Annotated in this window: 21 protein-coding genes, 1 pseudogene and 1 other annotated feature; of the genes and pseudogenes, 5 read left to right on the top strand and 17 right to left on the bottom strand. The window is 60.7% G+C overall.

Features of this window, described 5'->3' with window-relative positions; genetic code table 11:
- Positions 1-250: 250 nt before the first annotated feature.
- The 4 genes and pseudogenes from ATN84_RS10765 to ATN84_RS10750 all read right to left on the bottom strand — a co-directional run.
- Positions 251-1855 carry an ABC transporter substrate-binding protein gene (locus ATN84_RS10765; protein ID WP_425287398.1) on the bottom strand — a complete coding sequence of 535 codons (1605 nt, stop codon included), beginning with the start codon at positions 1853-1855 and terminating at the stop codon, positions 251-253.
- Between the two features lie 106 nt (positions 1856-1961).
- On the bottom strand, positions 1962-3017 hold the full coding sequence (locus ATN84_RS10760) for a dipeptidase (protein WP_068881635.1): 1056 nt from the start codon (positions 3015-3017) through the stop codon (positions 1962-1964).
- Between the two features lie 393 nt (positions 3018-3410).
- On the bottom strand, positions 3411-4049 hold the full coding sequence (locus ATN84_RS10755; protein WP_068881634.1) for an outer membrane protein: 639 nt from the start codon (positions 4047-4049) through the stop codon (positions 3411-3413).
- A 29-nt stretch (positions 4050-4078) separates the two neighbouring features.
- A pseudogene (locus ATN84_RS10750) lies at positions 4079-5128 on the bottom strand (SLC13 family permease); the annotation flags it as partial.
- A gap of 213 nt (positions 5129-5341) precedes the next feature.
- On the opposite strand from ATN84_RS10750, the gene ATN84_RS10745 reads away from it, so the two are divergent.
- Positions 5342-5863 (top strand): hypothetical protein, encoded by a 522-nt coding sequence (locus tag ATN84_RS10745; RefSeq protein ID WP_068881633.1) that lies wholly within the window; start codon positions 5342-5344, stop codon positions 5861-5863.
- A 90-nt stretch (positions 5864-5953) separates the two neighbouring features.
- Here the strand turns inward: ATN84_RS10745 and ATN84_RS10740 are convergent, their stop codons facing one another.
- Positions 5954-6163: a hypothetical protein gene (locus tag ATN84_RS10740; RefSeq protein ID WP_201026352.1), complete on the bottom strand. Its 210-nt coding sequence runs from the start codon at positions 6161-6163 to the stop codon at positions 5954-5956.
- A 408-nt stretch (positions 6164-6571) separates the two neighbouring features.
- On the bottom strand, positions 6572-6997 hold the full coding sequence (locus tag ATN84_RS10735; protein ID WP_068881632.1) for a MerR family transcriptional regulator: 426 nt from the start codon (positions 6995-6997) through the stop codon (positions 6572-6574).
- A 66-nt stretch (positions 6998-7063) separates the two neighbouring features.
- On the opposite strand from ATN84_RS10735, the gene ATN84_RS10730 reads away from it, so the two are divergent.
- The 3 genes from ATN84_RS10730 (at position 7064) to ATN84_RS10720 (ending at position 9992) form a co-directional block, all read left to right on the top strand.
- Complete coding sequence (locus ATN84_RS10730) at positions 7064-7801, top strand: cation efflux transmembrane domain-containing protein (RefSeq protein WP_068881631.1); 738 nt, start codon at positions 7064-7066, stop codon at positions 7799-7801.
- A gap of 124 nt (positions 7802-7925) precedes the next feature.
- The gene (locus ATN84_RS10725) at positions 7926-8339 is read left to right on the top strand and encodes a hypothetical protein (protein WP_068881630.1); all 414 of its coding nucleotides are present in this window, start codon (positions 7926-7928) and stop codon (positions 8337-8339) included.
- A 50-nt stretch (positions 8340-8389) separates the two neighbouring features.
- Positions 8390-8445: a sequence feature (sul1 is cis-regulatory element that is thought to sense ions involved in sulfur or methionine metabolism; They are found in Alphaproteobacteria), on the top strand.
- A 62-nt stretch (positions 8446-8507) separates the two neighbouring features.
- Entirely contained in the window at positions 8508-9992 is a 1485-nt protein-coding gene (locus ATN84_RS10720) for a SulP family inorganic anion transporter (RefSeq protein WP_068881629.1), read from the top strand.
- A gap of 49 nt (positions 9993-10041) precedes the next feature.
- On the opposite strand, the gene ATN84_RS10715 is transcribed toward ATN84_RS10720, so the two are convergent.
- From ATN84_RS10715 to ATN84_RS10700, 5 genes are all read right to left on the bottom strand, one after another.
- Positions 10042-12411: a heavy metal translocating P-type ATPase gene (locus ATN84_RS10715; RefSeq protein ID WP_068881628.1), complete on the bottom strand. Its 2370-nt coding sequence runs from the start codon at positions 12409-12411 to the stop codon at positions 10042-10044.
- 190 nt (positions 12412-12601) lie between these two features.
- Positions 12602-12886 (bottom strand): acylphosphatase, encoded by a 285-nt coding sequence (locus ATN84_RS10710; protein ID WP_068881627.1) that lies wholly within the window; start codon positions 12884-12886, stop codon positions 12602-12604.
- Between the two features lie 24 nt (positions 12887-12910).
- Positions 12911-13057, bottom strand: a complete 147-nt coding sequence (locus ATN84_RS25995; RefSeq protein WP_082766228.1) for a DUF2474 domain-containing protein — start codon at positions 13055-13057, stop codon at positions 12911-12913.
- On the bottom strand, positions 13057-14064 hold the full coding sequence (gene cydB / locus ATN84_RS10705) for a cytochrome d ubiquinol oxidase subunit II (RefSeq protein WP_068881626.1): 1008 nt from the start codon (positions 14062-14064) through the stop codon (positions 13057-13059). The genes ATN84_RS25995 and cydB overlap by 1 nt, the downstream gene beginning before the upstream one ends.
- A 4-nt stretch (positions 14065-14068) precedes the next feature.
- Positions 14069-15487 carry a cytochrome ubiquinol oxidase subunit I gene (locus tag ATN84_RS10700; RefSeq protein WP_068881625.1) on the bottom strand — a complete coding sequence of 473 codons (1419 nt, stop codon included), beginning with the start codon at positions 15485-15487 and terminating at the stop codon, positions 14069-14071.
- 453 nt (positions 15488-15940) lie between these two features.
- On the opposite strand from ATN84_RS10700, the gene ATN84_RS10690 reads away from it, so the two are divergent.
- Positions 15941-16483 (top strand): GNAT family N-acetyltransferase, encoded by a 543-nt coding sequence (locus ATN84_RS10690; protein WP_068881623.1) that lies wholly within the window; start codon positions 15941-15943, stop codon positions 16481-16483.
- Positions 16484-16494: 11 nt separating this feature from the next.
- Here ATN84_RS10690 and ATN84_RS10685 read toward each other — a convergent pair whose 3' ends face one another.
- From ATN84_RS10685 to ATN84_RS10660, 6 genes are all read right to left on the bottom strand, one after another.
- The gene (locus ATN84_RS10685; RefSeq protein WP_068881622.1) at positions 16495-16965 is read right to left on the bottom strand and encodes a GNAT family N-acetyltransferase; all 471 of its coding nucleotides are present in this window, start codon (positions 16963-16965) and stop codon (positions 16495-16497) included.
- Entirely contained in the window at positions 16965-18278 is a 1314-nt protein-coding gene (rimO, locus tag ATN84_RS10680) for a 30S ribosomal protein S12 methylthiotransferase RimO (RefSeq protein ID WP_068881621.1), read from the bottom strand. Before rimO ends, ATN84_RS10685 begins: the two co-directional genes overlap by 1 nt.
- Before the next feature lie 155 nt (positions 18279-18433).
- Positions 18434-18919: a bacterioferritin gene (gene bfr, locus ATN84_RS10675; protein WP_068881620.1), complete on the bottom strand. Its 486-nt coding sequence runs from the start codon at positions 18917-18919 to the stop codon at positions 18434-18436.
- Positions 18885-19196: a (2Fe-2S)-binding protein gene (locus tag ATN84_RS25990; RefSeq protein ID WP_082766227.1), complete on the bottom strand. Its 312-nt coding sequence runs from the start codon at positions 19194-19196 to the stop codon at positions 18885-18887. Before ATN84_RS25990 ends, bfr begins: the two co-directional genes overlap by 35 nt.
- A gap of 479 nt (positions 19197-19675) precedes the next feature.
- Positions 19676-19990 (bottom strand): heme-degrading protein HmuQ, encoded by a 315-nt coding sequence (hmuQ, locus tag ATN84_RS10665; protein ID WP_068881618.1) that lies wholly within the window; start codon positions 19988-19990, stop codon positions 19676-19678.
- Between the two features lie 13 nt (positions 19991-20003).
- A complete protein-coding gene (locus ATN84_RS10660; protein ID WP_342027678.1) occupies positions 20004-20636 on the bottom strand; it encodes a hypothetical protein in 633 nt (210 codons plus the stop codon).
- Positions 20637-20659 lie beyond the last annotated feature (23 nt).

The raw sequence follows: 20659 nt of genomic DNA, 5'->3' as shown, positions 1-20659 counted from the left end.
GTTGCGGCGCTTCGCTATGGCTCCGCGCGTTCGTTGCTGAAAAAGCCAAATCGTTGGCTTTTCCTCGGCCTTCGGCCGAATGCTCCTCACCCCCCACAAGGGGGGAGATTGGCTGACAGCACCCTCCGCCTTCATTCTGCAACGTTGGCGATTGGCGCAAAACGCCTAGGAAGACATAATCTCCCCCCTTGTGGGGGAGATGGCCGGCAGGCCAGAGGGGGGTGTCATAGAGCACCAGCCTGCTGGCCGCCTATTTCTTCGAAACGTTGAACACGTAATTGGTGGAGAAGGATGGGCCGAGCTTGTAATCCACCACATTGTCGCGCACGCCGGCCACTTCGGTCTGCTGGTAGAGCAGGATGAAGGGGCCGGTGTCGAGGACCTTCTTCTGGAGGTCGCGATACATTTCGGCGCGTTTTTCGGTATCGCGTTCGAGCACTGCTTCCTTGGTCTCCTTGGTCAACTCAGGAATTTCCCAGGAATTGCGCCAGGCGAGCGTCTTCGACGAGGCGTCGTCGCTGTTGTCAGGGTTGGACGAGAACGTATCGGCGTTGCTGTGCGGATCCCAATAATCGACACCCCACTGGCCATAATAGATATCGTGGTTGCGGGCGCGATATTTGGTCAGGGTCTGCTTGCCGTCGCCCTGGATGATCTCCAGCTTGACGCCGGCCTTGGCGAAGGTCTGCTGGACGGATTCCGCGATGCCGGAATCGGGCTGAATGCTGCGGATATCGGCGGTGACGGAGAAGCCGTCCTTGAGGCCGGCCTTTTCCAGGAGCTCCTTGGCCTTGTCGACATCGAGGTTATACGGCTTTTCGTCGAGCTCACCGAGCATGCCCTTGGGAAGGAAGGTCTGGTGGATTTCACCCAGGCCCTTGATGAGGGTGGCGCCGATCGCGTCGTAATCGATGAGATATTTCAGCGCCTCGCGCACCTCCGGCTTGGCCAGCGTCTCATTCTTCTGGTTCAGGCCGAAATAGTAGATGGTGCCCTTCGGTTTGCTGGTCAGCGACATACCCTCTTCCTTCGACACGGCTTCCATGTCGCCGGGATTGAGGTTGCGGGCCACGTCGACGTCGCCCTTTTCGAGCAGCAGGCGCTGTGTCGCGCTTTCCTTGACGTGGCGGTAGATGACGCGGGTGAGCTTTGCCTTGTCGTCGTAATAACTGTCATTGCGCTCCAGGACGAGGATTTCGTTGGCGCGCCAGTCGCGGATCTTCATCGGGCCGGAGCCGGCATAATGGGTCTTCAGCCATGCATTGCCGTAGTCATTGTCGACGACGTTCTCCATCACCAGCTTCTTGTCCACCACCGAGCCGACGTCGGCCGTCAGGCAGTTGATGACGAAGCTTGGCGCATAGGACTGGTCGACGGTGAGCACGAAGGTGGCGGGATCGGTAGCCTTGGCCTTCTCGTCCACATTATCCGGGGTAAGGCCGAACTGGGTGAGGATGAAGGCCGGGCTCTTGTCGAGCTTTACCGCGCGCTGGATGGAGAAGGCCACGTCCTCGGCCGTGACCGGATTGCCGGAGGCGAATTTGAGATCCGGCTTGATCTTGAACGTATAGGTCAGGCCGTCGTCGGAAACGGTCCAGCTTTCGGCAATGTCGTTGACGACTTTCGACGTATCGTTGATGTCGAGACGGACCAGCCGGTCATAGCCATTGCCGAGGATCTCGCCGGTGCTGAGTTCGAAGGATTCGGCCGGGTCGAGCGTGATGATGTCGTCGAACGCCCATGCAATCACCAGCGTGTCCTGTGGCGTCGCGGTCCAGGCGGGCCCCGTGGCCATCATGATTGCGGAGATCGCCGCGCCCGCGGCCAGAATGCGAAACCGTCCGAAATTCATCATCATTCTCATCGTTCCCTTTATTTAACATCAGTCCGGCGCGCGTCAGCCTGCGGATAGTCTTTCAATCGCATGATCTTATCCGAAAAGTCTGCAACTTTATCGGCGATCATGCTTCGTGCCAGGCGGAGCGCAGGACCCTAAGCCAGTTCTCGCGGCATATTTTAGCGAGGTCGTCTTCACCATATCCGGCCCTGCGCAAGGCCACAATCAGGTTTTGCGTGCCTGCGGCATCGCCGATCTCCCTGGGGATCAGGGCACCATCGAAATCCGAGCCAAGCGCCACGCAATCGATGCCGACGCGGGAAACCATGTAGTCGATGTGGCGGACCATGTCCTCAACAGGCGTGTCGGCGTTTTCGCGGCCGTCGGCGCGCAGCATGGTGACGGCATAGTTGAGACCGGCGAGGCCCTTGCTTTCCCGGATCGCATCGAGCTGGCGATCGGTGAGGTTGCGGGCGACGGGCGTCAGCGCATGGACATTGGAATGGCTGGCGATGAGCGGCTGATCGCTCAGCTTCGCCACGTCCCAGAAGCCCTTTTCGGTCATATGGGCAAGGTCGATCAGGATGCCGAGGCCGTTGCAGGCCTTGACGAGCTCGCGGCCGGCATCTGTCAGTCCCGGCCCGGTGTCGGGGCTCATCGGGTAGGAGAAGGGCACGCCGTGGCCGAAGATGTTGTTGCGGCTCCAGACGGGGCCGAGCGAGCGCAGACCCGCGGCATAGAAGACTTCGAGCGCCGACAGATCCTTGTCGATCGCCTCGCAGCCCTCCATGTGCAGCACGGCGGCGAAGCGGTTCTGCGCGATTGCATTGTCGATATCGGCGCCTGTGCGGCACAGGCTCCAGCCGCCGGCGCGCTCGACCTTATGGGCGATTGCCGCGAGTTCCAGCGCTATGTCGAGGGAGCGGGGACGCTCGAGCGGCGCGGAAAGCGGCGTCTCATAATGGCCGTTCGCATCGGGCGCTTTCAGGGAGAGCCCCTGTTCGGATGGGATATAGATGGCGCAGAGCCCGCCGATGACGCCGCCCTTCTTCGCGCGCGGCAGGTCGAGATGGCCGCGGTCGGTGCCGTCGATGAATTCCCGCGCGGGATCGGAGCCTCTGCGGGCATTCCTCCACAATCTCAAAAGCACATCATTGTGACCGTCGAAAACGGCTTGCATCGCATGATCCTCGGTTGATGGAGTGGCGGGAAGCGGTGTGGAGAAGAATTTAGACGAGAAGCTGTGACGAGTCGCCTTCTTCATACAAGAAAATTCGCGTTCAGCAGAGGTTCTAAGTATAGACGCTGCGGCTTGACTCTATGATTTTGCAATACTTTTCATCGATAGATGTGGATAAGTATAATAATATATAGGCTCCATTTAATTGGGGTTTCGCTTGGCCGAATTCTGGTGCACGATACTTCTGCTGGCAACCCACCCAGCCTTGAGACCCGGTGCTCCCAAGCCCGCTAGCCCCGGATAACCGGGTCTCTTCTTTCTTTCCTCCTCCCCATGGAAAAGCCGCCCCGAAAGGCGGCTTTTCTCTTTGCCGACAGGAAATGGCGGAAGGCGTCAGAACCTGTAATTGACGCCTGCCTTGATCGCGTGATTTTTCAGATTGTCGCGCTGGCTGCGGCCCGCGACCTCCGTCTTCACGTCGCCGAAACGCATGTAGTCATATTCGGCCTTGAGCGAGAGCGGACCGGAGAGCTTCTGTTCGATGCCGGCGCCGAGGAGGACGCCGCCCTCCCAATCGCTGCCCGAGGTGACGGTGCCCTTCGGCTTGAACTTGGTGACGCCGTAGCCGAACGTGCCATAGACGAGCGTCTTGTCCATCGCGACGCCGGCGCGCGCCTTGGCGGCGCCGGTCCAGGACTGCTGCAGGGTGCCGCCGCGTCCCAGGCGATGTTCGGCTTCCGAGAAATTGGCCTCGACCTCACCGCCGTAGACGAACTTGCCGTTCTGGAAATTCTTGCCCGCGACGACGCCGCCGAGCGCGCCGGTGCGGTTGGAGAACGGGCTCGGGAATTGCGAGGAGGATGCGCCGATCTGGGCGCCGACATAATTGCCGGCCCAGTCCTGCGGCATGTCGAGCGGGGCCGGATCGGAATAGTAGTCGCCGGCTCCCAGATCGGCTGCGAATGCCGCCGGTGCGGCGAGGGTGGCTGCAAGCCCGGCGAGGGCGGCGAGATGAAGGTTGCGCCTCAACATGAATTGAACTCCGATATGCAATGCGCCGGCTCCTTGATGCGCTCGCCCTGACGGCTGACGGCGAGAAGATTGACGTCATAGCGGTCGAACAGCGCCAATTGCCTGGCGGAAAGGCCGACGAGCGGCGAACCGTCGACGATCACCGCCTCGATGGCGTCGATCTCGGCCGAACGCTCGTCGGCGGAAGGCTTGCGCTCGGCCGAAAGGACCAGCTTGCCCTGGGTGATGATCTGGTCGAGCGCCTTCGGATCGCCTTCGATCAGGAGAACGTCACCTTCTCGCAGGAGGGCGTCGGGCAGCGGCGGCATGTGGCGGTCGCCGCGCACGATCGAGGTCACCATGGCGTCGCCCTCGGCGGATTTCACGAGCTGGCCCACCGTCTTGCCGAGAGCGGAGGAATCCTTCGAGACGGTCGCCTCCGAGACATAGTTCTTGATCTCGATCGCCTCGTCCATCGAGGCCGTCTCGCGCGTGCGGGGCGGAACGAGCCAGTAGAACAGCACGAGAAAGACGATGCCGACGGCGGCGAGCGTGGCGCCGACCGGCGTGAAATCGAACATCGTGAAGCTCTCGCCGGTCATCTCGGCGCGGATGCGAGAGACGACGATGTTGGGCGAGGTGCCGATCTGGGTCATCAGGCCGCCGAGCAGCGAGCCGAAGGCCATCGGCATCAGGAATACGGATGGCGAGACATTGGAGCGTCGGGCGAACTGGAAGGCAATGGGGATCATGATCGCCAGCGCGCCGATATTCTTGACGAAGGCGGCCAGCACGGTGACGGTTATAACCAGGACCGCGAGTTGCCCCCGCACCGAGGTCAGTCTCGGCGTCATGCGCTGGACCACCGTTTCCATCAGCCCGGATCGCGCCACGCCGGCACTGACGATAAGCGCGCTCGCAACGATGATGACGATTTCGTCGCTGAACCCCTGGAAGGCGGCGTCGAAGGGCACTACGCCTACGGCGACCGCGACGAGAAGCGAACACGCGGCCACGACATCGTAACGGAATCGCCCCCAGATGAATGCCGCCATCATCAGCACGATGACAATGATCGCCAATATCTGCTGGTTTGTCATGGGGCCGTCTTCACTCCGGCTGAAACACGCGACTCGTCCCAATTACCATCCGGCCCCGTGCAAAGAAAGCAGGTTCAAAGTTGCTTGAAGGGAGAGGGCGGGGCGGAGGGCGCTACCGATGCTTTGGAACACAGGCAAGAATGCTGTAAGTTATCCTGCTTAAGTCTTCATTTTTCCGGGAATCTCGGTTTTGAGACAAGGAGACCGCAAGCATTGAAGATCGTTTTCGGTTCATGGCCGATCCGCTTTTTCGCGAGCATACCCTTTCACAATTTCCTGGCGCTCGTGAACGAGGCCGGAGAACCCGTGCGCGAGCTCAATGGCGGCGCGCGCAAGGCGGACGGCACCTACAATTACCAGGCGCTCCACGGGCCGCTGACGGTCGTCGAAACCGATTATTCGAGACGCGATCCCCTCTATTTCCCGGAATTCCACATCCGCCCGTCCTCCCGTTTTCTCACTCTGTTCGAGGGAAATGCGGGAGAAAGCGAGGAGCGCTGGGCCGACGCACTAGCCGCCGCACGCGCGATCGAGTGCATGGAACTACGCTACTCGCTCCTGCGCCGCAACAGCAATTCTGTCGCCGCGGCGCTGGTCAGGGCCATGGGATTGACGCTGCCCAGAGCGGCATGCAGCCGCATCCGCGCGCCAGGCGGACGATGCGTATTGCCGCCCGTTACAATCGGACGTGAAACGATCGTCAACGGCCACGCATTACCTGATCGGCCACATTGACCGCCTCAGGAAGGCTTCCCGGAAAAATTTGGTATCACCCTGCTGGCTGACTGGCCGGCTGAGGATTGATTATCGCGCCCGCCCTGAACGTTATGCCGGCGGCAGGTTCAGGATGTATATGCCCACTCCGTACAAGACCGGCATGAAGAGAAGGCAGGCAAAGGCGGCCAGTTGATATGCGCGAGAGCCCCGTGCGGCCCTCGAAAGACCCATCAGGGCGACGGCCAGCGATATCAGCGCCATTGTCCCGAACAGATCACTGTCGGCAAGAACAGCCAGATAGCCTGCCATCTCGTCCATGGATTACCTCGATATTTCAATCGCAACCATCCGCCTAAAACAGTTCCTGTTTTGATGGAATCGGATTGCTTTAGATAATGATGGCCTTGATACCCGTCCGCTGGTGGAGTGGCGATGTTCTGGAATGGATCCTCGGGTCAAGCCCGAGGATGACGAAGGGAGGGATGGAAACACTCATCTTCTGCCACAGTGCCTGCCAAACAGGCTGACAAAATGTCGGTCACAACGTCTGCCATTAGCCGCCTCCGTCCCCACACTCGTCATCATCGGGCTTGCCCCGATGATCCATTCCGGAACGGTCAAAACGGAAAACCGCTTTGCAGTTTCGGCATCATGCTCGAAAACACTTCATATAAATAGCAGCAGCCCAGAGGGGCGCGCTGCGATTCCATCAAAACATGAGCCGCTTCACCCCTCGGCCAGCCGGCCATGGCTATGGCTTGTATCGGCAAGGGTTTCGATGACGCGGCATTCGGCAACCCGGCCGCAGGCGCATTCATCGATCATCCGGCGCAATTCCGTCCGCAATGCGGTGAGGGCGGCGATGCGCCGTTCGACTTCGACGAGACGGTCCTTGGCGATTGTGTCTGCCGCCGCGCAGGACTGATCCGGATTGTCCTGCAGCGAGAGAAGCGCGCGGATGGCATCGAGCTCGAAGCCCAGTTCGCGTGCATGGCGGATGAAGGCGAGCCGCGACACGGCATCCTTGCCATAGCGCCGCTGCTGGCCTTCGGTGCGCGGCGGCGAAGGCAACAGCCCGATCTGCTCGTAATAGCGGATGGTCGGCACTTTTACCCCGGTGCGGCGGGAAAGTTCACCAATCGAGAAATCCATCGAAAAAACCTCTTGAACCTATAGTCACTATAGGAAGTAGGGTCCCTTCATTAAAGGAGACCATTCATGAATGATCAGTGCTGCGACCACAAAAAAGACAGAATCTGCGCCCCGCCGGCGCTTGTCCTGCCCGGTAAGAAAGCCGCGGCGCATCACCATGCCGGGGATGCCTGCTGTTCTGGCGGCGTGCCGGTTTTCGACGGCATGGACATGCGCTACAAGCGGATTTTATGGACCGTCATCGCCATTAACGGGGCGATGTTCCTGACCGAGATGGTGGCGGGCCAGCTGGCGGGCTCGCAGGCGCTGAAAGCCGATGCGCTCGATTTCCTCGCCGACACGATCACCTATGGCCTCAGCCTTGCCGTCATCGGTGCCTCCCTGCGCACGCGGGCGACGGCGGCATTGTTCAAGGGGCTGTCGCTCTCGCTCATGGCCCTATGGGTCTTCGGCTCGACCGTCTATCACACGCTTGTCCTGGGGCTCCCCAGCGCGGAGGTGATGGGCGTGATCGGCTTCATGGCGCTCGCCGCCAATCTCGGCTCCGTCCTGTTGCTGCGGCCCTATAAGGACGGCGACGCCAATGTCCGCTCGGTCTGGCTCTGCTCGCGCAACGACGCGATCGGCAATGTGGTGGTGATGGCGGCCGCGCTCGGCGTCTGGGGCACGAAGACCGCTTGGCCGGACCTGGCGGTGGCCGCGCTGATGGCTGGCATATTCCTGACCTCCTCCATCCAGATCCTGCGGCAGGCATGGAGCGAGTACCGTGAGGAGCAGCGCGTTCATCCGGCCGCGGCCGAGTGAGGAAACGGCGATTATCTGCTCTCCGCCCGTTGTCCGGGGCCGATGCAGGGTTGCAGCAACGGTTCTTGATCATACACAATGGGCGGAGAAGCGGGATATCTGGCAGGCTCCTGGAATGGCTCGAATGGCGGCATTCGCGATCAAGGCCGAGATAAGCAATCCAGAGGCGGAAACACTCATGTTCACCGCTCAAAAGACGATGTATGGCGGCAAGCATATCGCCAGAGGCGATACCATTTTCCTGTTTGTGAGCGAGAACGAGGGCGGGCACGGGCTTGTCGCTCGCGGCGTTGTCACCTCCGCCGACGGGGTTGCCAAGAAACCCGGCATCGCCCGGCAAACGCCGCGTGTCACGCTCGCTATCCGGCGCACCGCCCTGGCGAAGCAGCCGCTGGGGCGCAACGAGCTCAAACATCTCACCGAGTGGAATGACGGCCAGCCCGGAACCGAACTCAATTTCAAATTCTACCGCCAGGCGACCAACAAGATCGTCGGCATTTCCGATGAAGCGGCAGCGTATCTCGGCACGTTCTTCTGAGGCAGGACCATGTTGCATCGCAGCGATCCTCTGCTATAGAAGGGCATTCGATTGGACCCGGTGCGACTCCGGGTGGCTCTTCCGGCCGCCAACCCGCCGGACAACCTGCAAAGCTGACAGCAAGTTCGCCCGTTATGCGACGTGGCCTTGCTATGCATTTCGGATCTCATGTCTTCAATTGATAGTTTTCGCCGTGACTGGCTTTTCAATATACGGGGCGACGTTCTGGCGGGGATCGTTGTCGCCCTGGCGCTGATTCCCGAGGCGATCGGGTTTTCCATCATCGCCGGTGTCGATCCCAAGGTGGGGCTCTATGCTTCGTTCTCCATCGCCGTGATCATCTCGATCACCGGCGGCCGTCCCGGGATGATTTCCGCTGCGACGGCCGCAACCGCCGTGCTCATGGTGTCGCTCGTGCGCGATCATGGGCTGCAATATCTGCTGGCGGCGACGATTCTGGCAGGTGTGCTGCAGGTTCTCGCGGGATTTGCCCGGTTGGGATATGTCATGCGCTTCGTGTCCCGCTCGGTTCTCACGGGATTCGTCAACGCGCTCGCCATTCTCATCTTCATGGCGCAACTCCCTGAATTGATGGGCAAATCCTGGGAAACTTATGCGATGATCGCGGCGGGGCTGGCGATCATCTATCTTTTTCCGCGGCTTACCACGGCCGTTCCTTCCCCGCTGGTCTGCATCGTGGTGCTGACCATCGCGTCGCTGGCGCTTGGGGTTGATGTGCGCACTGTCGGCGATCTCGGTGAACTGCCGTCGAGCCTGCCGACATTCCTTATCCCCGACGTGCCGTACACGCTGGAAACGCTCTGGATCATTTTCCCCTATTCGGTGGGCGTGGCCGCGGTCGGACTGCTGGAAAGCCTGCTCACGGCTTCCATAGTCGATCAGATGACCGACACCAGGAGCGACAAGAATCGCGAATGCGTCGGCCAGGGCATCGCCAATTTCTGCACCGGTTTCCTGGGCGGCATGGCGGGCTGCGCCATGATCGGACAGTCGGTGATCAACGTGAAGTCGGGGGGACGCGGAAGGCTTTCGGCCTTTGTCGCGGGGGCCTTCCTCCTGGTTCTGCTTCTGCTTCTCAATGATTGGGTGCGGATCATCCCGATGCCGGCCCTCGTGGCCATCATGATCATGGTGTCGATCGGCACGTTCTCCTGGTCGTCGCTCAATGATCTGCGCAAACATCCCCGCCGCTCCAGCATCGTCATGCTGGCGACCGTGATCACCGTGGTCGGCACGCACAATCTGGCGCTCGGCGTTGGTGTCGGGGTGCTGCTCTCGGGCATCTTCTTTGCCTGGAAGGTGGCGCAGATTTTCGGGATGCGCTCGGAGCTCTCGGAAGATGGCCGCACGCGGACCTATACCGTCCTTGGACAGCTCTTCTTTGCCACGGCGGACGATTTCCTCAATTCCCTCGATTTCCGCGAGGATCTGGATCGCGTGCGCATCGACGTCACGCACGCCCATATATGGGACCTGACCGGAGTGGGAGCGATCGATCGGGCGGTTCTGAAATTCCGGAAAGAGGATGTCGAGGTCGAGGTGGTCGGGATGAACGAGGCAAGCGCCACCATCATGGACAAGCTCGCCGTCCACAACGATCCCGCCGCGCTGGAGCGTGCATTCGGTCACTGAATATCCGCCCGAAAGCCTGCTCCGGCTTCCGGGCGGTCACTCTTCGTATTCAGAGTTTCACGGTGCGAAGCCGCAGGGCGTTGCTGATCACCGAGACGGATGACAGGCTCATCGCCGCCGCCGCGATCACCGGCGAGAGCAGGGTGCCGAAGACAGGATAGAGCAGGCCCGCCGCAACAGGCACGCCGAGCGCATTGTAGATGAAGGCAAAGAATAGGTTCTGCTTGATGTTGCGGATCGTCGCTTCCGCCAGGTGGCGAGCGCGGACGATGCCGGTGAGATCGCCCTTCACCAGCGTGATCCCCGCGCTTTCCATGGCGACATCGGCGCCGGTGCCCATGGCGATGCCGACATGGGCGGCCGCAAGCGCCGGGGCGTCGTTGACGCCGTCACCGGCCATCGCGACCTTCGCGCCCTTTGCTTGCAGGTCGTCGATGAGCGCCTTCTTGCCTTCCGGCAGGACGCCGGCCCGCACCTCGTCGATGCCGAGCTTGGCAGCGACGGCCTTTGCCGTGCGCTCCTCGTCGCCGGTCGCCATGATGATCTTCAGGCCGCGAGCGTGCAACTGACGGATCGCATCCGCCGCGTTTTCCTTGATCGGATCGGCGACGGCGACAAGGCCGGCCACCTTGCCGTCGACGGCGACATACATCGCCGTCTTGCCCGCCGAGCGCAGTTCATCGGCTTTATCTTTCAGGGCAGCGACGGAGAGGCTCAAGCCCTCCATCATCGCGGCATTGCCGAGCGCCACTGCCTTACCTGAGATTTCGCCCTGAACGCCCTTGCCCGTGACCGCATCGAAATTCTTCGTGTCCATCAGCTTGGCGCCACGGGCCTGCGCGCCATCAACGATCGCTTCGGCGAGCGGGTGTTCCGAGCCGCGCTCAAGGCTCGCGGCGAGGACAAGCAGCTCATCCTCCGCAAAGCCTGGCACAGCGATGACATCGGTCAGCTTCGGCTTGCCCTCGGTGAGCGTGCCCGTCTTGTCGACGATGATGGTGTCAACCCTGGCGAAGCGCTCCAGCGCCTCGGCGTCCTTGGCGAGGACGCCGGCCTGCGCACCGCGTCCGGTGGCGGTCATCACCGACATCGGCGTGGCGAGCCCGAGGGCGCAGGGGCAGGCGATGATCAGCACCGAGACGGCGGAGACGATGGCATAGATCATCCGCGGCTCGGGCCCGATCGTCGCCCAGACGGCGAAGGCGATGATGGCGATCAACACCACTGCCGGCACGAAATAGAAGGAGACCGCATCGGCAAGGCCCTGGATGGGCGCGCGCGAGCGCTGCGCCTTGGCCACCATCTCGACGATCTGCGACAGCATGGTCTCTGCGCCGATCTTCTCGGCACGGATGATGAGGGAGCCGTTCTTGTTGAGCGTGCCGCCGGTGACTTTTTCGCCTTCCACCTTTTCGACGGGGACGGGTTCGCCGGTGATCATCGATTCGTCGATCGAGGAGCGGCCTTCGGTGACGACGCCGTCGACCGGGACGGAATCGCCTGGGCGGATGCGCAGCCGGTCGCCGACATGCACCTGGTCGAGCGGCACATCCGTCTCTGATCCATCTTCAGTGATGCGGCGGGCGGTCTTGGGGGCGAGGTCGAGGAGGGCGCGGATCGACGATCCCGTGCGCTCGCGCGCCTTCAACTCCAGCACCTGGCCGAGGAAGACGAGCGCGACGATGACGGCCGCCGCCTCGAAATAGACGGGCACCGAGCCGCCATGGCCGCGGAAGGAATGGGGGAACATGTCGGGGAAGAGCGTCGCCACGACGCTGTAGCCATAGGCGGTGCCGACGCCGATCGAGATCAGCGTCCACATATTGGGGCTGCGGTTGAGAATGGAATCCCAGCCGCGTTTGAAGAAGGGCAGGGCTGCCCAGAGGATGACGGGGGTGGCCAGGACGAGCTCCAGCCAGGCCGACGTTCGCTCGCCGAACCACTCACGGACGGGCAGGCCGAACATCGGCCCCATGGTGAGGATGAGCAGCGGGATGGAGCAGGCGGCACTTATCCAGAAGCGGCGGGTGAAATCGATGAGCTCCGGGTTTGGACCCTCGTCACCGGTGGGGACGCCCATCGGCTCGAGCGCCATGCCGCAGATCGGGCAGGAGCCGGGCTTGTCCCGGATGATCTCGGGATGCATCGGGCAGGTATAGAGGGCGCCTGGCTTGGCTGGTTCCTGTTGCACCGGCTCGCCGCTTGCATAGCGCGCCGGATCGGCGTGGAACTTCGTCTTGCAGCCGGCGGAGCAGAAATGAAACACCTGCCCCTCATATTCGGCGGTCGGCTTTCCGGCATTGGGATCGACCGTCATTCCGCAAACGGGATCGCGGACGAGGCCATCATCCGAATGCGCCGCTCCGTGCTTGTGATGCTCGTGCCCCTTATGCCCATGATCGTGACAGCACTCAGCCATGATTCACCCTTTCATTTTCTCAAGTGAGTGCAAGATAGGGTTTCCAATCGTGGGAAGGTCAAGGGGTGAACTGCTGGGCCGTTCTGCGCCGTTGAGGCAGTGGAAAGGGTGAGGAATGGATCCCAGTGCTTGTCACTCGGATCCATTCCTCGTCTTTACAGCAACACCAACGGTGCAGAAGATTTATAGCCTACCCCGTAATGCTGAAGGTCTCCGGCCATTCGTCGGGATCGGCCTTCTCGGAGACGACACCGGAGACGGAGGCGCCCGGTGGCCCCTGGCGAAGCCGCTTCAGCATGGTCGATACAGCCTCTTCCGGCCCGGCGATCAGGGCCTTCACCGAACCATCCTTCTCGTTGCGCACCCAGCCGGTCAGACCCAGCTTCATGGCTTCGGCGCGTGCCCACATGCGGAAGCTCACGCCCTGCACCTTTCCGGTGATCCGTGCCAGCACTGCCGTTTTATTACGATCCATCCGTTTTTCTCCCTCCCGCCGATATCACAAGGTCAGCCCAGCAAGCCCCATGAAGACGCGGAACAGCCATGCCACCAGGCCAAGCGCCGCCACGCTTAAACTCCATATGAGCACCAGCCAGCCCAAACGGCGCAGCCACAGGCGTTTGGTGATCGTCGGGCTCTGCGGCATCAGTGATAACCCTCGCCGGCCCTGACCTTGCCGCGGAAGACATAATAGGACCATGCCGTATAGGCGAGAATGAAGGGAATGATGAACAGCGCGCCGACCAGGGTGAAGCCCATGCTCTGCGGCGGCGCCGCCGCATCCCAGATGGAGATAGAAGGCGGGATGATGTTCGGCCACAGGCTGATGGCGAGGCCGCTATAGCCTAGAAACAGAAGCAGCAGCGTCAGAAGGAACGGTGAGGCATGCGGCTCGCCCTTGAGCAGGCGGAGCATCGCCCATGTCACGGCGATCACCAGCACGGGGACGGGGGCGAAATAGAACATGTTTGGCAAGGAGAACCAGCGGGCGGCAACGGCTGGATGGGCGAGCGGCGTCCATATGCTGACGATGCCGATCATCACGAGCAGCGCCAGCACGCCGGGCTTTGCCAGCTTTCGCATTTCCTGCTGCAGCGGTCCCTCGGTCTTCATGATCAGCCAGGTGCAGCCGAGAAGCGCATAGGCGACGACGAGGGCAACGCCAGTGAACAGGCTGAACGGGCTTATCCAGTCGAGCGCGCCGCCGCGATAGGCGCCGTCGACCACCTCGAAGCCGTTGATGAAGGAACCCAGGATCATGCCCTGCGAGATGGTGGCGATATAGGAGCCCCAGGCGAAGGCCTTGTCCCAGAAGGGCTTGTGCGCCTCGTCCGACTTGAAGCGGAACTCGAAGGCGACGCCGCGCCAGATCAGGCCGGCGAGCATCAGCACCGCCGGCAGGTAGAGCGCGGAGAGGACGACGGAATAGGCGAGCGGAAAGGCCGCCAGCAGCCCCGCGCCGCCCATGGCGAGCCATGTCTCGTTGCCGTCCCAGACGGGGGCGACGGTATTGACCATGGTGTCCCGGTCGGTGCGGTCGGGGATGAAGGGAAAGATAATGCCGATCCCGAGATCGAACCCGTCCATGATGACATACATCATCAGCCCGAAGGCGATGATGATGGCCCAGATAAGCGGAAGATCGATGCCCATGATGTTAATCCCCAGTTCTGTCAGGAGCAGGATCGATGTCGTCGGGCGCGGCGGAGAGCGGCCGCGCGGCGCGCTCGGTCTGGCCCTGTTCGCGGGTATCCACGAAGGTGTCCGGCCCCTTCGCCACCAGCTTCAGCATATAGCTGACGCCCGTTCCGAAGACAGCGAAGTACATCACGATGAACAGGCCGAGCGTGGCGGACATGGCGAGCACCGAATGGTCGGAGACGGCGTCCTTGGTGCGCATGATGCCGTAGACCACCCAGGGCTGACGGCCAATCTCGGTGGTGTACCATCCCGCCAGTATGGCGATCAGGCCGGAAGGCCCCATGGCCAGGGCGAAACGCAGGAACGGCTTCGACTGATAAAGCTGGTTCCTGTAGCGCAGCCACAGGCTGATCAGGCCGAGGAACAGCATGAGAAAGCCCAGCCCTACCATGATGCGGAAGGTCCAGAACACGATGGTGGAATTCGGCCTGTCCTCGGGTGCGAATTCCTTGAGGCCCGGAATCGTGCCGCCCCATTCATGCGTCAGGATGAGGCTGCCGAGTTCGGGGATCTCGATGGCATAACGGGTCGTCTCGGCCTCCATGTCAGGCCAGCCGAAAAGAATGAGCGGCACCGATTCGCCTGGCTTGTTCTCCCAATGGCCCTCGACGGCGGCGATCTTGGCCGGCTGGTGCTTGAGCGTGTTGAGCCCGTGGGCATCGCCGATGGCGATCTGGATGGGTGCGACGATTGCGATCATCCACATGGCCATGGAGAGCATGGTGCGGGTCGCGCGCGTGTCGTCGCGGCGCAAAAGGTGCCAGGCGCCGGAAGCGCCGACGAAAAGCGCGGTGGCGAGATAGGCGGCGACCGTCATATGCGCCAGCCGGAAGGGGAAGGACGGGTTGAAGATGACCTTCAGCCAGTCGACGGGCACCACCCGGCCATCAATGATCTCGAAGCCCTGCGGCGTCTGCATCCAGCTGTTGGAAGCGAGGATCCAGAAGGTGGAGATGATCGTCCCGCCCGCCACCATGATGGTGGCGAACCAGTGCAGGCCGGGGCCGACCTTGTTCCAGCCGAAGAGCATGACGCCGAGGAAGCCTGCCTCGAGGAAAAAGGCGGTCAGCACCTCATAGGTGAGAAGCGGCCCGGTGATGCTGCCGGCGAAGGCCGAGAAATAACTCCAGTTGGTGCCGAACTGATAGGCCATGACGAGGCCCGAGACGACGCCCATGGCGAAGTTGATGGCGAAAACCTTCAGCCAGAAATGATAGAGGTCGCGATAGACCTCGTCGCGCTTCCACAGCCACAGGCCTTCCAGCACCACCAGATAGCTGGCAAGACCGATGGTGATGGCTGGAAAGATGATGTGGAAGGAGATGGTGAAGCCGAACTGGATGCGCGCCAGTTCCAGTGCGGTCAGCCCGAACATGCCGATTGCCCCTCCGCTCGGTTGGAAGACAGGGTGGCGCTCGTCGGGCTTTCAGGCATGGGATACTCCAAGAATCTGGCCGGGCTTGATAGGATCGAGGTCTGGCTACGCACTTCCGGAGATTGCCTCCTTCGGAATCATCCAAAGGGGCAAATGTTCCTCAAGAATGCCTGTCCATGGCGGCTAGGTCGAGAAAAAATGCGTCGGAGGGGGGAGGGGTTGGTGATGCGCAGTGCAAGCGAAGGCGCAATGGCGGAGATTGCATGGCGCGCCTGAGTGGTATAACGCATCCTATGGTAGTGCGAATTTCAATAATGACCTTTATAACCATGCTTCGGAAAGGGGGAGCAGGATTCGTGTCGTATTAGCCGCGCGTCCATAGCCCTGTGAACCCTGCCAAGGCCGAGCAGGGTCATGCCCCGCCGCTCTCCTTGGCTGAATTGGAGAGCGAAAATGATTTCTGAAGACGATCCTGCGAACCGCAACATTCGGCCCCATGCCGGCGCCGTGAATCTTTCCCTGCGTGCGGCACGAGCCGAGGACTGCGAGGCCCTGACCGCGCTCATCAACCTGCCGAGGTTCCGGGCAGGGACGTTGCGGCTACCGTACCACTCCGTCGAATGGACCCGGAAATGGCTGGAAAACCAGGGTGTGGATGGGCTCAGCATCGTTGCTGAGCTTGACGGCTGCCTCGTCGGATATGCAAGCCTTAACCGGTATCCCGGGCGCCGTTCTCACGCCGCCTGGGTCGCCATAGGCGTGCATGATGATTATCAGGGCAGGGGGATCGGGACGGCCCTGCTGGGGGCGCTCACCGATGCGGCCGACAACTGGCTGGCGCTGAAACGCCTTGAACTCAACGTATATGTCGATAATGAACCGGCGATCCGCCTCTATGAGAAGTTCGGCTTCGAACAGGAAGGCGTTAGCCGTGCTTTTGCGTTCAAAGCCGGCCGATATGTCGACGCGCTGAACATGGCCCGGCTCCGTCTGTAAGCGCTTCTCATCTAAAGCGTCAGCTTCATGCCCTCATGGCTGTCGATGAAGCCCAGGGATTTGTAGAAGCGGTGGGCATCCAGGCGCAATTTGTCTGTCGTCAGCTGGACTGTACCGCAATTGCGCGCCCGGCACTGCTCGATCGCCCAGGTGATCATCTTGCGGCCGATGCCGCCGCCGCGGAAATCGCGCGAGATGCGCACGCTTTCGATCTGGCCGCGCCAGAGGCCGATCCGCGACAGGCCGGGAATGAAGGTGATCTGCAGGCAGCCGACAACCTTGCCTCCCGCTTCCGCAACGGCGAGAAACTGGTTGGGATCCTGATTGATGGCTTCGAATGCCTTGAGATATTCCGCGCGCAAGGGGAGGGTCGTGTCCTCCCGCCTGGCGCCTAGCTCATCGTCGGCCAGCATCGCCACGATTTCGGGCAGGTCGCTGAAGACGGCTTTCCTGAATGTCAGTGAAGCCTGATCTTCCTGCATCAGACGGCCATCCCGTGCAGATCGTAGGCATCGCTCTGCTCGATCTTGACGGTGACGATATCGCCGACGCGCAAGGGACGCCGCGACTGGATATGCACGGAACCGTCGATCTCCGGCGCGTCATAACGCGTGCGGCCTTTGGCAACAGTGCCGTTGGCCTCGTCGATGATCACGGGCAGGCGCTTGCCGACCTTCTTCTTCAGGAGATTTGCCGAAATCTGCTGCTGCTTGGCCATGAAGCGATGCCAGCGGCTTTCCTTGACCTCCTCCGGCACCATCTCCAGGCCGAGATCATTGGCCTTCGCACCCTTCACCGCCTCATATTTGAAGCAGCCGGCGCGGTCGATCTTCGCCTCGTCGAGCCAGTCGAGCAGCATTTCGAAATCCTCCTCCGTCTCGCCGGGGAAACCGACGATGAAGGTGGAGCGGACGGCGAGGTCCGGACAGGTCTCGCGCCAGGCCTGAATGCGGCGCGAAGTCTTCTCCTGATGCGCCGGGCGGCGCATGGATTTCAGCACTTGAGGAGAGGCGTGCTGGAAGGGAATGTCGAGATAGGGCAGGATCTTGCCTTCCGCCATCAGCGGAATGACCTCGTCCACATGCGGGTAGGGGTAGACGTAGTGCATCCGCACCCAAGCGCCCATCTCGCCCAGCTCGCGCGCCAGATCGATGAACTTGGCGCGCACCTGACGGTCCTGCCAGACGCTTTCCTGATATTTGATATCGACGCCATAGGCGCTGGTATCCTGCGAGATAACGAGGATTTCCTTGACGCCGGCCTTCACAAGCCGCTCCGCTTCGCGCAGCACGTCCGCGGCAGGACGGGACACCAGATCGCCGCGCAGCGCCGGAATGATGCAGAAGGAGCAGCGATTGGAGCAGCCTTCCGAAATCTTGAGATAGGCATAATGGCGCGGCGTCAGCTTGACGCCCTGCGGCGGCACCAGATCGACGAACGGATCATGCACGGGCGGGGCGGCCTCGTGTACCGCCGTCATGACGCTCTCATAGGCCTGCGGTCCGGTGATCGCCAGCACGTTGGGATGCTTTTCGCGGATGACATCGGGCTCTGCACCAAGGCAGCCGGTGACGATGACCTTGCCGTTTTCATTGAGCGCCAGACCGATCGCTTCGAGCGATTCATCGCGCGCGGAATCGAGAAAGCCACATGTATTGACGATCACGAGGTCGGCGCCGTCATGCTTGCGCGAAATCTCGTAGCCCTCGGAGCGGAGGCTGGTGATGATACGTTCGGAATCGACAAGTGCCTTCGGGCAGCCGAGAGAAACGAAGCTGACGCGCGGAGCGCTCATATATGGGAACCCTGCATTAAAATTTGGCGCGCATTAGCACATAGCTGGCCATTTCGTAAATGCCGCCATTTCAATCCTCTCGCCGTGGATCCTCGGGTCAAGCCCGAGGATAACGGTGGGAGGTGAGGGCTGTGCCCCAACACTCTGTCTTGAAATTACTCCGCGGAATCTGCCGGAGCCGCATTGAGCTGCCCGTAACGCTCCTCGCCGATCTTGGCGAGCAGGTCGAGCTGGGTTTCGAGGAAGTCGATATGGCCCTCCTCGTCCTTCAAAAGCTCGTCGAAGAGCTGCTTGGTGACGTAATCGCCGAGTTCGTCGCAGATTTCACGGGATTTCTTGTAGGAGGTGCGGGCGTCGTATTCGCCCTTGAGATCCGCCTCCAGCACTTCCTTGACGTTCTGGCCGATGCGCAGTGGTGCGACGGTCTGCAGGTTCGGATGGCCTTCGAGGAAGATGATGCGCTCGATGATGCGATCCGCGTGATGCATCTCTTCGATGGATTCGGCCCGCTCCTTGTTGGCGAGGCGCTTGAAACCCCAGTCGTCGAGGAGCCGGTAGTGCAGCCAGTATTGGTTGACCGCGCCCAGCTCGAGGAACAACGCCTCGTTAAGCCGCTCGATGACCTTTATTTCGCCTTTCATGCTGTATGCTCCCGTATTGCTGACGTAGCGAACGAACACGGTCCATGAACGATATGACGTCGCTATCGTTAGGGTCGTGCCGAAGATGATATTCTTCGGTCACTTTTATGATCGTTTCGACAACGTTTGGGAAGCATCCACAGCAGCGCCCGCGCTTCTGCAGGGCATGGTAGACCTTGGCCGGAACAATAAGTTGCCAGCAATCTTCGTCGAGGAGCCCGATGATGGTGTCCTCGATCTCTTTCTGGGTAATAATATTGCAGTGGCAGACAAGCATCAGAACGCAAAACCCATGCGATGCAAAGAAATGATGTTCCGTGAATAAGTCGTCGGCAAGAAAGCGTCAGAATGCAGGCGCATTTTCAACGCAAAATATCTTTGCCTATTCCAGGGATATGTCGCCGTTTTACTTGACGGCCATGCTGAACCGACCACAGGTTCCTCCAATCGAAAGGGTTAAAGGCCCAAACATCAAAGGGTTGCACTTGATAAGCGCCCTCTCATATGGGGGAGGGACGGTCCGTATGTCAAATTCTATCTTCTGGAATAGTTCTAGATATCAAGAGGTTAGAATAATTCTAAACTTGAGTGGAAGTGCCAGCTTTAAGTAAGGAATTTGTTTCGGCAATGGAAAAAAAAGCGCTGCGCGGCGGCCGGCTCCGAATGTGCGTCAAATCGCCTCATGGGGGGAATCCCCAGGGGATTCGCATCCCCCAGGGCCGGAATTGCCGACGTTGGCAAATCGAAGGAGCGGAATCACGCGCCTTCGACGACATTGAATCCTTCGAACTGCGGCGGCCCGAGATAAAGCACCTTGTTGTTGCCGGCATTCTTGTGCGCGTTGCGGAAATGCTCGGATTTGGTCCAGGCGATGAAGTCGTCCTGGCTGCGCCAGACGGTATGCGAGGCATAGAGCGTATAGTTCTCATCAGCATTGTGCGGGCCGCGCAGCAGATGGAACTCAACGAACCCCGGCAATTCCTTCAGGCTCGAATCGCGGTTTTTCCAGACGTTCTCGAATGCTTCCTCGGAACCGTCCTGAACCCTAAACCTGTTCATGGCGATATACATGCATGCATTCCTTTCAAATACCGAAGCGGACGGACGATTTGGAGCTCGTCTTCAACTGCTTGATGCACGTGCCCTCGGCAACGCCTTCGCCCGCACATTCCGTCGCGTCGTTGATCAATATACGGCTGATGCTGTCGCACGCGATATTGGCAAGATCGAAACGGCGCACCTTGGTCTTGCCGGCCGGCAATGTCTTGAAGTCGAGGAGGGCCAGACGCTCCACTCGTTCCTCAGTATTGAAGAGAACCATCTCGAAGGTCACCTTGTCGAGCTGGGCGTTCAGCTGATTGGCGGCGACGAAAGTCAGGCGGCATCCCTTGTCAGACGTGTCGAGCGCGTTGAGCTCCAGGTTTAGGGCAGGCGCCGACCCGGTTTCCTGGGCCGGCGCCCGCCCGGCGGCACCCAGTGAAAAAGCCAACACCGCGGTCAGAAATCGGCATGTCTTCATCGGGTGCTGCATCTCGTCTCCCCTGCTTGCGAACCATTGTTTCCAAAAGGCTATTTCAAAGCGGGATTGCTCGCAACTATTATCTTGACTAAAAATATCATATTTTGTAGGCCGATGCTGCTCGTCGGGGATGATGGTTCGAAAACGGCCGGTCCGAAACAAGCATAGCCAGCTAAGGCCGCAGCCTGCGCCAGCCACATCGTTTTCTCAAAATTGAAGCG

The organism is Paramesorhizobium deserti (assembly GCF_001558695.1).
GTDB classification, from domain to species: Bacteria; Pseudomonadota; Alphaproteobacteria; order Rhizobiales; family Rhizobiaceae; genus Paramesorhizobium; species Paramesorhizobium deserti.
This window is presented reverse-complemented; position numbering and strand designations above follow the sequence as displayed.

Bases quoted from the DNA above. Each gene is read 5' to 3' on its own strand.
- ATN84_RS10685 (WP_068881622.1), bottom strand. From the start codon at position 16,965: ATGCAGGAAGATCAGGCTTCACTGACATTCAGGAAAGCCGTCTTCAGC.
- bfr (WP_068881620.1), bottom strand. From the start codon at position 18,919: ATGAAAGGCGAAATAAAGGTCATCGAGCGGCTTAACGAGGCGTTGTTC.
- hmuQ (WP_068881618.1), bottom strand. From the start codon at position 19,990: ATGTATATCGCCATGAACAGGTTTAGGGTTCAGGACGGTTCCGAGGAA.
- cydB (WP_068881626.1), bottom strand. From the start codon at position 14,064: ATGGGCATCGATCTTCCGCTTATCTGGGCCATCATCATCGCCTTCGGG.
- ATN84_RS25995 (WP_082766228.1), bottom strand. From the start codon at position 13,057: ATGCCGCAGAGCCCGACGATCACCAAACGCCTGTGGCTGCGCCGTTTG.
- ATN84_RS10690 (WP_068881623.1), top strand. From the start codon at position 15,941: ATGATTTCTGAAGACGATCCTGCGAACCGCAACATTCGGCCCCATGCC.
- ATN84_RS10730 (WP_068881631.1), top strand. From the start codon at position 7,064: ATGAATGATCAGTGCTGCGACCACAAAAAAGACAGAATCTGCGCCCCG.
- ATN84_RS10765 (WP_425287398.1), bottom strand. From the start codon at position 1,855: ATGATGAATTTCGGACGGTTTCGCATTCTGGCCGCGGGCGCGGCGATC.
- ATN84_RS10720 (WP_068881629.1), top strand. From the start codon at position 8,508: ATGTCTTCAATTGATAGTTTTCGCCGTGACTGGCTTTTCAATATACGG.
- ATN84_RS10740 (WP_201026352.1), bottom strand. From the start codon at position 6,163: ATGGACGAGATGGCAGGCTATCTGGCTGTTCTTGCCGACAGTGATCTG.
- rimO (WP_068881621.1), bottom strand. From the start codon at position 18,278: ATGAGCGCTCCGCGCGTCAGCTTCGTTTCTCTCGGCTGCCCGAAGGCA.
- ATN84_RS10700 (WP_068881625.1), bottom strand. From the start codon at position 15,487: ATGTTCGGGCTGACCGCACTGGAACTGGCGCGCATCCAGTTCGGCTTC.
- ATN84_RS10760 (WP_068881635.1), bottom strand. From the start codon at position 3,017: ATGCAAGCCGTTTTCGACGGTCACAATGATGTGCTTTTGAGATTGTGG.
- ATN84_RS10735 (WP_068881632.1), bottom strand. From the start codon at position 6,997: ATGGATTTCTCGATTGGTGAACTTTCCCGCCGCACCGGGGTAAAAGTG.
- ATN84_RS10725 (WP_068881630.1), top strand. From the start codon at position 7,926: ATGGCGGCATTCGCGATCAAGGCCGAGATAAGCAATCCAGAGGCGGAA.
- ATN84_RS10715 (WP_068881628.1), bottom strand. From the start codon at position 12,411: ATGGCTGAGTGCTGTCACGATCATGGGCATAAGGGGCACGAGCATCAC.
- ATN84_RS10710 (WP_068881627.1), bottom strand. From the start codon at position 12,886: ATGGATCGTAATAAAACGGCAGTGCTGGCACGGATCACCGGAAAGGTG.
- ATN84_RS25990 (WP_082766227.1), bottom strand. From the start codon at position 19,196: ATGCTTGTCTGCCACTGCAATATTATTACCCAGAAAGAGATCGAGGAC.
- ATN84_RS10755 (WP_068881634.1), bottom strand. From the start codon at position 4,049: ATGTTGAGGCGCAACCTTCATCTCGCCGCCCTCGCCGGGCTTGCAGCC.